The organism is Streptomyces subrutilus (genome assembly GCF_008704535.1).
Taxonomy (GTDB): domain Bacteria; phylum Actinomycetota; class Actinomycetes; order Streptomycetales; family Streptomycetaceae; genus Streptomyces; species Streptomyces subrutilus.
This window is the reverse complement of the sequence record NZ_CP023701.1, coordinates 6,393,714-6,408,801: the sequence shown is the minus strand read 5'-3', so window position 1 is coordinate 6,408,801 and position 15,088 is coordinate 6,393,714. Positions and strand designations below refer to the sequence as shown.

Here is a 15,088-nt window from a genome sequence, read left to right as displayed (position 1 = left end):
ATTCCTTGCATGGTGGCCCGGCAGCAGGTTTCGGCGTGGCGCCCGCAGGTACCGGGCATCGTGGAGGTCTTCCACGCCCACTTCACCGAGCACGCCTACCCGATGCACGTCCACGAGGCCTGGACCCTGCTGATCGTCGACTCCGGAGCGGTCCGCTACGACCTGGACCGGCACCGGCGCGGCACCCCGGACGACACGGTGTCCCTGCTGCCCCCGCAGGTCCCGCACAACGGCTCCCCCGCCACCGCCCTCGGCTTCCGCAAACGGGTGCTGTACCTGGACCTGACCCAGTTGGACGAGAGCTTCATCGGCCCGGCGGTGGACGGCCCCGACCTCGTCGACGCCCTGCTGCGCCGGCGCGTCGGGCAGCTGCACACCGCGCTCGCGGAGCCGGACGGCGCGCTGGAGGCGCAGAGCCGGCTGGCCCTGATCGGCGAACGGCTCCGCTCCCACCTGCGGCCCCGGCAGCCCGCCCGGCCGCGGCGCCCCGACCGGGGCGTGGCCCAGGAGCTGCGCGAGCTGCTCGACGCCCGGCTGGTCGAGGGAGTGGGCCTGGAGGAGGCCGCGCGGCTGCTGCACGCGCACCCCGCGCACCTGGTGCGGGCCTTCAGCGGGGCCTTCGGCATCGCCCCGCACCAGTACCTGACGGCCCGCAGGGTGGACCGGGCCCGGCGGCTGCTGCTCGGCGGGCAGCCGCCGGGCGAGGTGGCGCCCGCGGCGGGCTTCTACGACCAGTCGCACCTGAGCCGGCACTTCACCCGGCTCGTCGGGACCCCGCCCGGCCGCTTCGCCCGCGGTGGCCCGGGCGCGGTCCCGTCGGCTACGCGCAGTCCGGGCACAGCCCCCGGTAGGTGACCTCGACCCCGGACACGGTGAAGCCGAAGCGCTCCCGCTCCGGGAGGTGGGCCAACGGGTCGCCGGTCACGTGGACGTCGCGGATCAGGCCGCAGCCGGAGCAGACCAGGTGCTCGTGCGGGTGGTGCGCGTTGGGGTCGTACCGCTTCGCGCGACCGTCGGTGGAGACCTCCGCGACCTCGCCGAGGGAGACCAGCTCGCCGAGCGCGTTGTAGACGGTCGCCCGGGAGATCTCCGGCAGCCGCTGCACCGCGAGCGCGTGCACCTCGTCGGCCGTGAGGTGCACGTGGTCGCCGTCGAGGACCTCCGCGACGACGCGCCGCTGGGAGGTCATCCGCCAGCCACGTCCACGCAGTCGCTCCAGCAGGTCACTCATGTCGGCTCACCTTTTCAGGTCCGGCGGGATGACCGGAGTTTACCGGTGGACGTCCGGTATCCGATTCAATATGGGCTTGGTGTCCTTCTTGACTTGGATTCGGTCCATCGTAGGATCGGTTTCGTAGATAGCCAAGAGGCAGGAAGACGCCAGAGCGGCAGGAGACAGAGCGTGACGGGCCACCGCCGAGGAGCCGTACGGGCGTCGGCACGCAGGTGGAGACCGCACGCGCGGCGCCGCTCGGACCCGTCCGGGACGGTGACCACCTCGGCGTGAAGACGCTCGACGAGGCCGAAGCCATCGACCGGGACCCCGTGTCCCGGCTGTTCCACCGCATGCAGTTCCTGAGCACCGTGATCCGCCTGGTCCGGAAGGATTCCCATGTCTGAGAACCATGATGCAATCGTCGTAGACGCGAAGACGGACGGCGGGGGTGGTGGCTGCCCCGTCGCGCACGAGCGTGCCCCGCACCCGACGCAGGGCGGTGGGAACCGCCAGTGGTGGCCCGAGCGGCTCAACCTGAAGATCCTCGCGAAGAACCCCGCCGTGGCGAACCCGCTCGGCGAGGAGTTCGACTACGCGGCGGCCTTCGAGACCCTCGACCTCCCGGCCGTGAAGCGCGACATCGCGGAGGTGCTGACCACCTCGCAGGACTGGTGGCCCGCGGACTTCGGCCACTACGGCCCCTTCATGATCCGCATGGCCTGGCACAGCGCCGGCACCTACCGGATCAGCGACGGCCGCGGCGGCGCCGGGGCCGGCCAGCAGCGCTTCGCCCCGCTCAACAGCTGGCCCGACAACGCCAACCTCGACAAGGCCCGCCGCCTGCTGTGGCCCGTCAAGAAGAAGTACGGCCAGAGCCTGTCCTGGGCCGACCTCATGGTCCTCACCGGCAACGTCGCGCTGGAGCAGATGGGCTTCGAGACCTTCGGCTTCGCCGGCGGCCGTGCGGACGTCTGGGAGCCCGACGAGGACGTCTACTGGGGCCCCGAGACCACCTGGCTCGACGACGAGCGCTACACCGGCGACCGCGAGCTGGAGAACCCCCTCGGCGCCGTCCAGATGGGCCTGATCTACGTCAACCCCGAGGGCCCGAACGGCAACCCGGACCCGCTGGCCGCGGCCCGCGACATCCGTGAGACCTTCCGCCGGATGGCGATGAACGACGAGGAGACCGTCGCGCTGATCGCGGGCGGCCACACCTTCGGCAAGACCCACGGCGCGGGCCCCGCCGACAGCGTCGGCAACGACCCCGAGGCCTCTCCGCTGGAGCAGCAGGGCCTCGGATGGAAGAACTCGTACGGCACCGGCAAGGGTGGCGACGCGATCACCAGCGGCCTCGAAGGCATCTGGACCAACACCCCGATCACCTGGGACAACAGCTTCTTCGACATCCTGTTCGGCTACGAGTGGGAGCTGTTCAAGAGCCCCGCCGGCGCCCACCAGTGGCGGCCGAAGGAGGGCGCCGGGGCCGGTACCGTGCCCGACGCCCACGACCCGTCGAAGACGCACGCCCCGACCATGCTGACGACCGACCTCTCGCTCCGGGTCGACCCGGCCTACGAGCAGATCTCCCGGCGCTTCCACCAGGACCCCTCCGCCTTCGCGGACGCCTTCGCCCGCGCCTGGTTCAAGCTGACCCACCGCGACATGGGCCCGATCGTGCGCTACCTCGGCCCCGAGGTCCCGTCCGAGGTGCTGCTGTGGCAGGACCCGCTGCCCGCGCTGACCCACGAGCTCGTCGACGCCGCCGACGTCGCGGCCCTCAAGGAGCAGGTCCTCGGCTCCGGTCTGTCCGTGTCGGAGCTGGTGTCGGCCGCGTGGGCCTCGGCCTCGTCCTTCCGCGGCAGCGACAAGCGCGGCGGCGCCAACGGCGCGCGCGTCCGCCTCCAGCCGCAGAGCGGGTGGGAGGTCAACGACCCCGACCGGCTCGCGACCGTCCTGCGGACCCTGACCGGCATCCAGGAGTCCTTCAACGCCGCGCAGAGCGGCGGCAAGCGCATCTCCCTCGCCGACCTGATCGTCCTGGCCGGCGCCGCCGCCGTCGAGCGGGCCGCCAAGGACGGCGGCTCCGCCGTCGAGGTGCCCTTCACGCCGGGCCGCGTCGACGCCTCGCAGGAGCAGACCGACGTGGAGTCCTTCGCGGCGCTGGAGCCGGCCGCCGACGGATTCCGTAACTACCTCGGCAAGGGCAACCGCCTGCCCGCCGAGTACCTGCTGCTGGACCGGGCGAACCTGCTGAACCTGAGCGCCCCGGAGCTGACGGTCCTCGTCGGCGGCCTGCGCGTCCTGGGCGCCAACCACCAGCAGTCGTCGGTCGGTGTCCTCACCGACGCCCCCGGCACCCTGACGAACGACTTCTTCGTCAACCTGCTCGACCTGGGCACGACCTGGTCGGCGACGTCCGCCGACGCGAGCGCCTTCGAGGGCCGCGACGCCGCGACGGGCGAGGTCAGGTGGACCGGCTCGCGGGCCGACCTCGTCTTCGGCTCGAACTCGGAGCTGCGCGCGCTCGCGGAGGTCTACGCGAGCGACGACGCGAAGCAGAAGTTCGTCAAGGACTTCGTCTCCGCGTGGGACAAGGTCATGAACCTGGACCGGTTCGACCTCGTCTGACCGGAACCCGTTCGGACCCGGTCGGACCCGGTCCGATCACGACCCGTCCGATCCGCGCCCGAACGGCGCGAGACGTCCGGGCCGGCCCCGTGGGCCGGCCCGGACGTCTCCGTTCCGGGTCCGTTCCGCTTCCGCCGCGCCGGTCAGGCGGTCCGGGTGCCGGTGCGGTCCGTGCACAGGGCCCAGATGATGAACACGTTGATGGCGATCGAGATCAGCGCCCACAGCGGCGTGTACGGCAGCCACATGAAGTTGAGGACGAGGTCGCACGCGGCGGCGACCACACCGAGCATCCGCGCCCACGCGGCGCCCTTGAGGATGCCGGCGCCGACGATGACGAGCACGATGCCGACGATCAGGTGGATCCATCCCCAGGCGGTCACGTCGAACTTGAAGACGTACTGGCCGAGGGTCGAGTAGACGTCGTCCTGCGCGATGCCGGCGATGCCCTTGATGATGCCGAGGACACCGTTCACCAGGAGCAGGACCCCGGCGAACACGGTGCCGCCGGCCGCCCAGGCGCCACGGCTGTCGTAGGGTCCGGGGCCGGAGGGCCTTCCGGTGGGGGCGGTGGGGTTCGAGGGCTGGGCCACAGTGACTCCTTCATCGGGAACGACGGGCGTCGGCCGTAGGCCCCCAGCGTCCGGCGTGTGCCCGCCGCGGGACATCCGGGCGCGTCCGTTCGGGTGACGGGCCGCGCCCCGGGCTCAGTAGCGCAGGGCCGTGCCGGTCCGCGCCGTCACGGTGCCCGACAGCTTGTGCGTGCTGCGCGCGGTGCCCTGCCCGGTGCCGTTCCCCGGCACCCCGGCGACCGTCACCACCACGGTGTCGAGCGCGTTGCCGCTCTCGTCCTCGAAGTCGACCTGCACCGCGAAGGACTTCGCCGAGCCCTCGGTGTTGCGCACGCCGACCGGGACCGTGGTGTACCCCTCCCCGTCGGTCGTCGGGGCCCCGAGCGTCACGTCCCCCTTGGCGTCGACCCCGTCCTTGACCGAGCCGAGCCTGTCCTTCGCCACGGCCGCCGCCGACTCGGCCGCCGACGCCGCGTCGGACGCCGCCGACGACACCGCCGCCCCGGCGGACTTCACCGCCGAGGCCGCCTTCGACGCGGCGCTCGACGCGTCGCCGCCGCCGTCCGAACAGCCGGCCGTGCCGACCGCCACCGCCGACAGCAGCAGACCTGCCAGACCACGCGTCCAGTTGCCCGTCATCAACGCCTCCCGGTGAGTCTTCGCGGAACCCCACCCAGTCAAGGGCCCACCGGCCCGGATGCCCAGTCGGCCGGGCATCCGGGTGAGGGTGCGGCGGCGCGTCCGTCGCCGCCGGGCCGCTCCGGCACCCGACCCTTGTGGTGGCCGGATTTCTCTGGCTAGAGTCCGTGATTACACGTGTCACCACGACACCGTCACCGAGTCGCCACACGGCGCCGGACGCGTGCCCCGGCCGAGGACGCCGCGTTCTCCCCGGGCGCCGCGCCCGTCGGCCCGTTCCCCCGCGAAAGGGATGCCATGACGCAATCACCCCCGGCCGAGCCCGATCTGAGCTGGCCGCCCCCTCCCTTCCGGAGCCCCGACGCGCCGGTGGTGGACGCGGACTCCGTACGCCGCTTCGACGCGCTCACCTACGCGACGCGGCCCGGTTACCGGCCCCGGCTGCTGGACGTGCGCGTGCCCGCCGCCGCGCGGCCGGTTCCGGCCGTCGTGTGGATCCACGGCGGCGGCTGGCTGGAGGGCGACCGGCGCTACCCGCCGCCGACCGTGCCCGCCGAGCTGCTGCACGGGACCGTCCTGGGAGCCGGGCTCGCGCTGGTCTCGATCGACTACCGGCACAGCCTCGAAGCCCCCTTCCCGGCTCAGCTGCACGACGTGAAGGCCGCCATCCGCTACGTCCGCCGGTTCGCCGGAGAGTTCGGCATCGATCCGGACCGCATCGCCGTGTGGGGCGAGTCGGCGGGCGGCCACCTGGCCGCGCTGGCCGGCCTGGTCCGCCCGGACGGGCCCGGCGGCGCCGCGCTGGAGGGGGTCGAGGGCGTCGGGGAGGGCGACAGCTCCGTCCTGGCCGTCGTCGACTGGTACGGCGTCTCCGACCTGGTGGCACTGCGCGGACACCCGATGCCCCCGATGCCGCCGATGCCGCCGGGGTTCGAGCTGCCCGATCCGTACGACGCGCTGCTGGGCGGCTCGGACGGGCAGCGGCCGGCGCTGGCCCGGGCCGCGAGCCCGGTCTCCTACGCGGTGGAGGGCGCCGTGCCGCCGCCGTTCCTGCTGGTGCACGGGCGGGAGGACGGGCTCGTCCCGTACAGCCAGAGCGAGGCGCTCGACGCGGCCCTGCGGGCCGTCGGCGGTACCTGCGTGCTGCGGCCGGTGGAGGGCGCGGACCACATCTTCCTGGGCTCCCCCGACGTCGCGGCGATCGTCCGCGAGAGCGTGGAGTTCCTCGCCGGACACCTCGGCGTCCGCGTTCCGTGACCGGGAACCCGCTCTCCCCGCGCAGGACGTCCCCGACCCTGCCGCTGGGGCTGCTGCTGGCCGCCGTCACGGCCCTGTTCGCCGTCGTGGTCGACGCGGACCCCGCGAACCCGCCCTTCCAGGGGGCCGACGCGCGCTGGCTCCGCTGGATGGGCGGGCCGCACGACGGGCCGCCCGCCGCCGCGGCGGCCTTCATGAACTGGTTCGGCGGGCCGCCGGGGGTGGTGGTCCCGCTCGGCCTGCTGGTCTTCCTGCTGGTGCGCCGGCGCTGGTGGTCGGTGTGCTTCCTGCTGGTCGCGTACCTCGGGACGAGCCTGGTCGTCGTCCGGGGCCTCAAGCACCTGGTGGACCGGCCGCGCCCGGCGGACCCGCTGGTGCGGGTGGACCACGGATCCTTCCCGTCCGGCCACGCGGCCACGGCCGCGCTGCTCGTGGTGCTGGCGGGGGCGCTGCTCGTGCCGGCGGCCCGACGATGGCTCTGGTGGTGGGCGGGCGCGCTGTTCACGCTGGCCATGATGTGGAGCCGCACCTGGCTGCACGCGCACTGGCTCAGCGACACGGTGGCGGGCGCGGCGGCCGGGGCGGGTACGGCGCTGCTGCTGTGGTGGGCGTTCCTGCCGCTGCTGGCCCGGGAGGCCCGGCGCCGGCCGGTGGCCGGGGCGGGCCCGCGCGAGGAGGCCCGGCCGATGGCCGCGCCGGCCCCCTGACGGGAGCCGGGAGTCCGGGCGGGGCGGCCTCCGGGGGGATGCCGGCCCGCCCGGCCGGGTGCCGGCGCCGGTGCGGGACGGCGGGCCGGTGCTCAGCGCCGGGGCACGGGGGTCAGCGGGTGACCGTCCACTTCTGGTTGGCGGCGCCGGTGCAGGTCCAGATCTGCAGCCGGGCGCCGTTGGCCGTGCTGCTGCCGGCGACGTCGAGGCACTTGTTCGCCTGCGGATTGACGATGTCGCGCGCCGCCGGCACGGCCCACTGCTGGGCGGCCGTGCCGTTGCAGTCCCACAGGCGCACCGCGGTGCCGTCGGCCGTCGCGCCCGAGGCCACGTCCAGGCACTTGCCGAGCGCGCGGAGCGTGCCGTCCGCGCCCACGCTCCAGCGCTGGGCCGCGGTGCCGTTGCAGTCGTAGAGCTGGACCGGGGTGCCGTTGGCGGTCGCGGCACCGGCGACGTCCACGCACTTGCCGCCGAGGCCGGTGACGGGTCCGGAGCCGCCGCCCGGCTGGCCGGCGTCGGAGCTCACCCGCACGTAGTCCACCAGCAGTTGCCCGGGGAAGGTGGTGCTGCCGTCGGGGTCGCCGGGCCAGTACCCGCCGACCGCGAGGTTGAGGATGACGAAGAAGGGCTTGTCGAAGACCCACTGGCGGCCGCCGAGGTCGGCGGGGGTGCGGCGCTGGTAGACGGCTCCGTCGACGGACCAGGTGATCGCGTTCGGGCTCCAGTCGACGGCGAAGGTGTGGAAGGCGTCCGCGAACGCCTGTCCGCCGGGCAGGGTGTAGCCGGCCCCGATGCCGCCGGCGCCCGAGTATCCGGGCCCGTGGAGGGTGCCGTGGACGGTGGACGGCTCGAAGCCGACGTTCTCCATGATGTCGATCTCGCCCGAGGCGGGCCATCCGACCTGGCCGATGTCGTTGCCGAGCATCCAGAAGGCGGGCCACATGCCCTGGCCGCGCGGCACCTTCATCCGCGCTTCGACGCGTCCGTACGTCGTGGCGAACTTCCCGGAGGTGTTGAGCCGGGCCGAGGTGTACTCGCACCGCCCGTACCAGCAGGCGTAGTTGCCCGGGTTCTCCCGGCGGGCGGTGATGACCAGGTTGCCCCGGCCGTCGAGGGCGGCGTTGCCCGCGCCCGGCGTGTAGTACTGCCGTTCGTGGTTGTTCACGTTGTCGCCGGTCTCGATCTGCCATTTCGAGCCGTTGACGGCGGAGCCCGCGGGGCCGTCGAACTCGTCGGAGAAGGTGACGGCGGCCGCGGCGGGCGCGGCCGCCGACGGTGCGGGAGCGGGGGGCGGGGGCGCGCCCTGCGCCGGTCCGGTCGTCAGCGCGGCGAGGGCGAGGACCGAGGCGAGGGACAGGAGCAGACGGCGGGGTGAGTACGGGGGGTGCATGGCTCTGCCTTCCAGGAGCATGACGGGGAGGCCCGGCGGCGCTGATGCCATGTGCATGACATTTCGGCAGGACGGAGCGGAACCGTGCGGTTGCCGCGCCGACCGGTGCCGGGACGAGCAAGCGGATCTGGAGGGTGCTTAGTTCACTTCGTGATTTAAGAAGTGAACAATTTGCCTGTCAAGGGCCCCGGCAGGGCTCACTTCCCGAACGGGACCGGCGCGCGGCGGGCATCGCGCGGGCGGGACCGGCGCGCGGCGGGCATCGCGCGGGCGGGGCCGGCGCGCCGGCCCCGCCCCGGGAGGCTCGGGTCAGAGGCGCGCCGCGCGCTTGACCGCGGCCAGGTCCACGAACTTGAAGTCGGTGTCGGTGCGGGCGCCGCCGTCGGACCCGGCCGACCCGGGGGTGTTGGCGCCGTCCTGCACCACCAGCAGGCCGTGCGGGAACCGCCGGCCCAGCGGTTCACCGGTGACCGCGGCACCGTCGCACTCCTGCGAGCCGTCGGGCGTCCCCGGCGCGCCGCCGGCCGCGACGCGGAAGCCGCCGGCGTACGCGTCGCCCCGGTCGCGGTCGAAGGCGGCGAAGGTGTCGTCACCCTGGCTCGACGCGAGCAGGTATCCGGCGCGGCCGGGGCGTGCGGGGTCGCGCCAGATGGTCAGCCCCTCCACGTCGGCGCTGATGTGCCGTCCCCCGAAGCCGGGGTCCGCGCCCGCGTCGCACTCCTCGGTGGCCGGGTTCCAGGTGCCGGGCACGCCGAAGGAGCGGACCTTCTCGATCAGGCGGGCCGGCGAGCGCAGGTCGGCGTCGAGCTTCCAGATGCCCACGTCCTCCTGGCCCGCGTACAGGTCGCCGGTGTCGGGATCGACGACCATGCCCTCGACCTGGGGCAGCTCCCCCGGCTCCGCGCACGGCGTCCAGCGTCCCCCGTCCGGCAGCCGGAAGGAGGCGGGCAGCGAGATCGTGCGGACCGTGCGGTAGCCGACCCGGCCCCGCGCGTCGGCGGTGAGCTCGGCCAGCGTCAGGGCCGTGGCGTCGCGCCGGCTGGCCACCGCGTACGCCCGGCCGCTGCGGCGGTCGGTGTAGGCGGCCAGGCCGTAGGCGGTCCGCTGCCCGGCCACCTCGTCCTGGTCGGCGGAGAAGAGCAGCGGGGCCGCGGTCTCGTCGGTGACGTCGGTCAGCGGCGCGGCGGGCCGGGACGCGTCGATCCGGTAGACCCGCAGCCGGTCGCGGCCCCGGTCGGAGACGACGGCCACGTCGTGGCGGCCGTCCGGGAAGCGGAGGCCGGTGATGAGGTCGACGTTGTTGAACCGGCCGGGCGGGGCGCCCTCGGCCGGGGCGGCCGGGGCCGGGAGGGACTGCACCTGGCGGCCGTCAAGGCCGTAGACGCGCAGGCCGCCCTCCTTGGCGGTGGCGATGACCAGGCTGCGGTCGGGATCGGCCGTGTTGCGCCAGATCGCGGGGTCGTCCGCGTTGGCGTTGCCGCCGGCCTCGTCGTCGAAGAGGGAGGGCGTCTCGACGGCGGCCGCCACCCGGGCCAGCGGCGCCGGGTCGGGGCGCCCCCCGTGCGCGTGGGCCGGGAGGGAGGTCACCGCCAGGGCCAGGACCGTCGCCGCGACGACGACCGGGGTCCTGCTGCTCGGGGTCACGCTCATGCTGCCTCCTGGGTGCGGTGTCGGGTCGGTCGTCCGGCCGGGCGGCGGGTGCGGCCCGTGCGCGGCGGACCGCCCCACCGTGATCCACCCGCCGGTAGCCCTCGTGGAAGGGCCGTGACGCGTGCGTGGCCACGCAGTGAACACCCGGGGGCCGCGGGCCGCCCACCGCCCGGCGTCGTCGTGCGGCCGTCCGTGACGCCCCCTCACTCCCTCGGGTGAACCGCGGGGTTCGGCGGGGTTCGATGGCCCGGAGTTGGCCGGAAACCGCTCCGGGACCCGGCGCCGGCTTCCGTAAGCTCATGATCACCGGGACGGCCGGTCCGGCATGCCGGACCACACGTCCGCACCGCCCCGCCCCGGTGTCCGAGCCAGCTGAACCAGAGGAACCCCCATGCTTCCGTCCTTCAACCGACGTCTGGCCCTGAGCGCCGCCCTGCTCACCGTGACGGCGCTGGTGACCCCGGCCGCCGCCGCGCACGCCGCCCCCGCGGCCCCGGTGGCGCCGGCCGCCGCGACCCCGGCCGCGCCCGACCTCGGCGCCCTGGAGCAGGCGCTGCGCAACACCCTCGCGGCCGGGGCCCCGGGCGCGACGGCCCGGTTCAGCGGTCCGGACGGGGTCTCGACCGCGGCCGTGGGCGTACGCGACAAGGCCACCGGCGCGGCCATGGACCCGAAGGCGCGCTTCCGGATCGGCAGCGTCAGCAAGACCTTCTCTTCCGTCGTCCTGCTCCAGCTGGTGGCCGAGAAGAAGATCGACCTGGACGCGTCCGTCAACACCTACCTCCCGGGCCTGCTCCCCGACGACCGGATCACCGTGCGCCACCTGCTGACGCACCGCAGCGGACTCTCCGACTACACGAACGTGATGTTCGCCCGGACCGTGCCCGGTTTCGAGGCCGTGCGCAACAAGGTGTTCACCTACCAGGAGCTGGTGGCCCTCTCCCTCGCCGAACCGCGCACCACCCAGCCGGGCGTGGCGTACAAGTACTCGAACACCAACTTCGTCGTGGTCGGCATGCTCATCGAGAAGGCCACCGGCAACAAGGTCGCCAAGGAGTACGAACGCCGCATCTTCAAGCCTCTGGGCCTGAAGAACACCTCCTACGTGCACCCCGGCACCACCATCTCGGGCCTGCACGCGCGCGGCTACCTGCACCCCGACGAGGCGGGTTCGCCGCTGGTCGACTCCACCGAACAGACCGTGTCCTGGGCCCAGTCCGCCGGAGCGGTGATCTCCAACCCGGCCGACCTGAACACCTTCATGTCGGCCCTGCTCGGTGGCAGGCTCCTCGCGCCCGAGCAGCTCGACGCGATGACCACCGTCACCCCGACCGACGGCACGAACACCCGGTTCTACGGACTCGGCCTGCGCCGCTACGACCTCTCCTGCGGCACCTCGGTCTACGGCCACACCGGCACCGTGCAGGGCTTCTACACCTACGCGTTCACCACCCGCGACGGCCGCAGCAGCCTGGCCGCCATGGCCAACACCTCGAACCGGGGCGAGGCCAACACCGCCCTCGGTGGCACCCTGGAGGCGGCGTTCTGCGGCGCGCCCGCCGCGAAGGCCACCGCGCGCGGCTTCGCCGCCACCGCCCCGGCCGAAGTGGACCTCCCGGAGCGGCACGCCCGCTGACGCCCCGGGCCGGCGGGCCGCGGCCCGCCGGCCCCCGGCGCGTGCCCCGCAGGAGCCCCGCACCGGTACGTCCGGGCAGCCTTGCGGGTCCACAAGGGCACGACATGGCCGAAAACCACCCTGCGCTGCGCTACGGCCCGCCCGCCCGTCGACGGGCCCGCGGCTCAGTCGCCGTGGAGGGCCCGGGCGAGGGCGGCCCGGGACGTGATGCCGAGCTTCGGGAAGATCTTGTAGAGGTGGGCCCCGACCGTCCGGGGCGACAGTTGCAGCTGCCTGCCGATGTCCTTGTTGGTCAGGCCGGTCGCGGCGAGCCGCGCGATGCGCAGCTCCTGTCCGGTGAGCCGCCCCGGGCCGTCCGGGGCGACGCCCACCGGCTGCCCGGCCGCGCGCAGTTCCTCCGCGCAGCGCTCGGCCCACGGCCCGGCGCGCAGGGCCGTGAAGGAGCGGTGGGCCTCGCCCAGCACGTCGCGCGCCCCGGCGCGGCGGTGGCGGCGCAGCCACGAGCCGTGCGCGAAGCGCAGCCGGGCCCGTTCGAAGGCCCACTGGCCGGAGCCGGGAACGGCGTACGCGGCGCGGTAGGCCGCGTCCGCCTCCTCGTCGGGCGCGGCCAGGGCGGTGGCCGCGGCGAGCAGGAAGGCGTGGTGGGGCGAGATCTCCGCCATCCGCGCCTCCCGGCCCGCCGCCAGGTGGGCCAGGGCCTCCGCGCGCCGGCCGGTGTGCACGGCCACGTCCACGAAGTCGAAGAACGGCAGGTGGAACCAGGGCAGTCCGCGCGGCAGCACGCCGGGCGGGGTGAGCGAGGAGACGTGGCAGTACGCCTCCTCGTACCGGCCGTGGGCCAGCGCGGCGAGGCCGTGCAGGTGCGTCAGGTGGTCGGTGACGAACCGCATCCGGGCACGTGCGGCCGCGGGCCTGATGAGCGCGTCGACCGCGCGCAGGCCCGCCTCGTCGCCGCGGCCGGCGAGGAAGTGCGCGTGGAAGTGCCGGAAGAGGAGGGCGTTGCAGTGGTAGCCCGCCTCCTCGGCCGCCTGCGCCTCGCGCAGGCAGTCCTCCGCCGCGTCCCAGTGCCCGTGCAGGAAGTCCTGGTGGCACTTGGCCTTGGCGATCGACCCCTGGGTGGCGTAGGCGTGCTGTCCGGTGAAGCGCCGCCACAGTTCCGCGTCGCCGACGTCCACCGCCGAGCCGGTCCACAGCAGCAGCCAGGCGCTCCCGGCCTCCTGCTCCTCGCTCATCCGCTCGGCCGCGACGCGGAACTCCTCGGACGCGCCGTGGGCGGTGCGGGCCGGGTCGGACCAGGCCCGGTGGCAGAGCCGGGCCAGCGGGGACACGTTGTCCCGGTGCTCCTCCAGGGCCCGCCAGGCGCGGGGGTCCTCGGTGAAGGTGGCGGCGAGCAGCAGCTTGAAGTACGCCTGTTCGGCCAGCCCGCCGAAGGTCTCGGCTCCGGGTGCGGCCAGCGCGTCCAGGGCCGCGGGCAGCAGGGTGAAGGAGGACTCGAAGTCGACGTGGTGGCTCTGGTCCGCGTACACCACGGCGTACGCGAACAGCGGCGCGATGTCGGGCGGCACGGGCCCGCGCCGCAGTTCGCCGACCAGCCGTGTGGTGTACGGGAGCCGGCCGCCCCGGGCGGCCATGACCGCCGCCCAGGTGAGCCGGCGGGCCCGGGAGTGCGGGTCGGAGCTGAGGGCGGCGGCCCGGTCCAGGAGCAGCGCCCCCTCGGCGTCGCCGCCGCGGCGGGCGATCCGCTCGCCGGCCTCCTGGAGTCGGGCCGCGAGCTCCTCGTCGGGGAAGAGCGCCGCAGAGGCCTCGTGCACGAGGCGGCGGGGGTCGTCGGCCGGCAGACCGCGGGCCAGCAGCCGGTGCGCTTCGCGGCGTTCGGGCCCGGATGCGGCGGAGATCACGGCGCTGCACACGAGGGGGTGGCGGAACTCCAGCCGTCCCGAGGCGTCCAGGTACGCCAGCCCGCTCGCCTCGATGCGGGCGAGCACCTCCTCCGCCCGGTCTCCGGCGACCTCGCGCAGCCACGCGCCGGTGCTCCCGGCCGCCGGTCCGCCGCCGAGCGCGGTGAGCAGCAGGAGCCGCGCGGACTCGGCGGACAGGGCCGTCAGCCGGCCCGCGAAGAGCCGCTCCAGGCGCTGTCCGAGCGGCAGCCGGTCGGGCAGCGGAGCGAGGCCCTTGAGGTGGGTCGGGTCCAGTTGCAGGGGCAGTTCGACGAGGGCGAGCGGATTGCCCGCCGCCTCGGCCAGCACCCGTTCGGCCGTCGTGGCGGCCAGTTCCGGATGCCACTGCCGCAGCAGCGCTCCGGCGTCGGCGTGGGCGAGCGCCGTGACGTCCACCGGCGCCGTGGGCCAGCCCTCGGCGGCGGGCCCCTCGGGACGCCCGGCGCTGACGATCACCAGGGGGAGGTCGGCGATCCGCCGGTGCAGGAAGGCGAAGACCGCGGCGCTGGAGGCGTCCACCCAGTGCAGGTCGTCGACGAGCAGCAGGAGCGGGCGGGTGCGGGCGGATTCGGCGAGCAGGGCGAGGGCGGCGGCGCCGACCGCGAAGCCGCCCGGGGGCAGTCCCCCGCGCAGCCCCAGCGCACACTCCAGGGCCTCCCGCTGCCGGGCGGGCAGGGCTCGGGAGCGTTCCAGCAGCGGCCATATCGCCTGGTGCAGCGCCCCGAAGGCGATGTCGGCCTCGGCCTCGGCGCCGACCGCGCGCAGCACCGAGAACCCGGCCGCCCGCGCCGTGTTCCGGGCCCAGTCCAGCAGGGCGGTCTTGCCGATGCCCGCCTCGCCGCGCAGGAGGACCGCCGCACCGCCGGCGCCGGTGCGGGCGCGCTCCAGAGCCCGGGCGAGCAGCGCCGTTTCGCGCCGCCTCCCGATGAGTTCCCCGTCCTTGCCGCCGACCACGGTCAACACGGCCGCCCCTGTCCCCCGGCGCCGCTCCACCCCGGCACCCCATGTGATCCGGCCTCGGCTCCGAGCAGGTCAGGATATATCGGCCCCCTACCGGGCGACGGGCCCCGCCGGTCCGTCGCCGGTCGGCATCCGGCCCCGAGCCCGGCCCCGCTCAGCCGCGGGGGGTGAGTTCGGTCATGGCGCTCCAGCCCTGGCCGGGGACCTCCACGTTGATGATCTCGGGGGTGGCCGCGATGGCTCCGGCGAGAGTCTCCATGCCGGCCGCGAAGTGCGCCGACGCCACGTGCGCGGAGCCGGCCTCGGCGTCCGCGAACGCCTCCAGCAGGGTGTACTGGTTCGGGTCGTCGACGCTGCGCGACCAGTCGAAGAAGAGGTTCCCGGGCTCCTCGCGGGTGGCCCGGGTGAAGTCGTCGACGCGGGCGAGCCAGGTGTCGCTGTGCTCCGGGCGGACGTCGAACCTGACGGCGATGAAGATCATGCGCACCAGCCT

General features: G+C 74.6%; 13 protein-coding genes. 6 read left to right on the top strand and 7 right to left on the bottom strand.

Going from position 1 to position 15,088, the window contains the following annotated elements; translation table 11 throughout:
• Window positions 1-9 precede the first annotated feature (9 nt).
• Window positions 10-855, top strand: a complete 846-nt coding sequence (locus tag CP968_RS28525) for an AraC family transcriptional regulator (protein ID WP_150520721.1) — start codon at window positions 10-12, stop codon at window positions 853-855.
• Here CP968_RS28525 and CP968_RS28520 read toward each other — a convergent pair.
• Window positions 821-1,231 carry a Fur family transcriptional regulator gene (locus tag CP968_RS28520; RefSeq protein WP_150520720.1) on the bottom strand — a complete coding sequence of 137 codons (411 nt, stop codon included), beginning with the start codon at window positions 1,229-1,231 and terminating at the stop codon, window positions 821-823. The two genes, CP968_RS28525 and CP968_RS28520, sit on opposite strands and share 35 nt — an antisense overlap.
• 215 nt (window positions 1,232-1,446) lie before the next feature.
• Between CP968_RS28520 and CP968_RS34235 the strand changes: the two genes are divergently transcribed.
• Together CP968_RS34235 and katG are read left to right on the top strand one after the other, a co-directional pair.
• The gene (locus tag CP968_RS34235) at window positions 1,447-1,620 is read left to right on the top strand and encodes a hypothetical protein (protein ID WP_167536861.1); all 174 of its coding nucleotides are present in this window, start codon (window positions 1,447-1,449) and stop codon (window positions 1,618-1,620) included.
• Window positions 1,613-3,847: a catalase/peroxidase HPI gene (gene katG / locus CP968_RS28515; protein WP_150520719.1), complete on the top strand. Its 2,235-nt coding sequence runs from the start codon at window positions 1,613-1,615 to the stop codon at window positions 3,845-3,847. The genes CP968_RS34235 and katG overlap by 8 nt, the downstream gene beginning before the upstream one ends.
• A 143-nt stretch (window positions 3,848-3,990) precedes the next feature.
• Here katG and CP968_RS28510 read toward each other — a convergent pair whose 3' ends face one another.
• Together CP968_RS28510 and CP968_RS28505 are read right to left on the bottom strand one after the other, a co-directional pair.
• Window positions 3,991-4,440 (bottom strand): DUF7144 family membrane protein, encoded by a 450-nt coding sequence (locus CP968_RS28510; protein WP_150520718.1) that lies wholly within the window; start codon window positions 4,438-4,440, stop codon window positions 3,991-3,993.
• Window positions 4,441-4,554: 114 nt separating this feature from the next.
• Window positions 4,555-5,058, bottom strand: a complete 504-nt coding sequence (locus CP968_RS28505) for a hypothetical protein (RefSeq protein WP_150520717.1) — start codon at window positions 5,056-5,058, stop codon at window positions 4,555-4,557.
• 297 nt (window positions 5,059-5,355) lie between these two features.
• On the opposite strand from CP968_RS28505, the gene CP968_RS28500 reads away from it, so the two are divergent.
• Both CP968_RS28500 and CP968_RS35410 read left to right on the top strand, forming a co-directional pair.
• On the top strand, window positions 5,356-6,315 hold the full coding sequence (locus tag CP968_RS28500) for an alpha/beta hydrolase (protein ID WP_150520716.1): 960 nt from the start codon (window positions 5,356-5,358) through the stop codon (window positions 6,313-6,315).
• Complete coding sequence (locus CP968_RS35410; protein WP_268253294.1) at window positions 6,312-7,022, top strand: phosphatase PAP2 family protein; 711 nt, start codon at window positions 6,312-6,314, stop codon at window positions 7,020-7,022. Before CP968_RS28500 ends, CP968_RS35410 begins: the two co-directional genes overlap by 4 nt.
• Window positions 7,023-7,134: 112 nt before the next feature.
• Here CP968_RS35410 and CP968_RS28490 read toward each other — a convergent pair whose 3' ends face one another.
• Complete coding sequence (locus CP968_RS28490; protein ID WP_150520715.1) at window positions 7,135-8,412, bottom strand: glycoside hydrolase family 16 protein; 1,278 nt, start codon at window positions 8,410-8,412, stop codon at window positions 7,135-7,137.
• A gap of 309 nt (window positions 8,413-8,721) precedes the next feature.
• Window positions 8,722-10,062: a phytase gene (locus CP968_RS28485; protein WP_150520714.1), complete on the bottom strand. Its 1,341-nt coding sequence runs from the start codon at window positions 10,060-10,062 to the stop codon at window positions 8,722-8,724.
• A gap of 391 nt (window positions 10,063-10,453) precedes the next feature.
• Between CP968_RS28485 and CP968_RS28480 the strand changes: the two genes are divergently transcribed.
• On the top strand, window positions 10,454-11,698 hold the full coding sequence (locus CP968_RS28480) for a serine hydrolase domain-containing protein (RefSeq protein WP_150520713.1): 1,245 nt from the start codon (window positions 10,454-10,456) through the stop codon (window positions 11,696-11,698).
• A 164-nt stretch (window positions 11,699-11,862) separates the two neighbouring features.
• On the opposite strand, the gene CP968_RS28475 is transcribed toward CP968_RS28480, so the two are convergent.
• Window positions 11,863-14,598, bottom strand: a complete 2,736-nt coding sequence (locus tag CP968_RS28475; protein WP_229886683.1) for an AAA family ATPase — start codon at window positions 14,596-14,598, stop codon at window positions 11,863-11,865.
• 151 nt (window positions 14,599-14,749) lie between these two features.
• On the bottom strand, window positions 14,750-15,076 hold the full coding sequence (locus tag CP968_RS28470; RefSeq protein WP_150520712.1) for a putative quinol monooxygenase: 327 nt from the start codon (window positions 15,074-15,076) through the stop codon (window positions 14,750-14,752).
• Window positions 15,077-15,088: the final 12 nt, after the last annotated feature.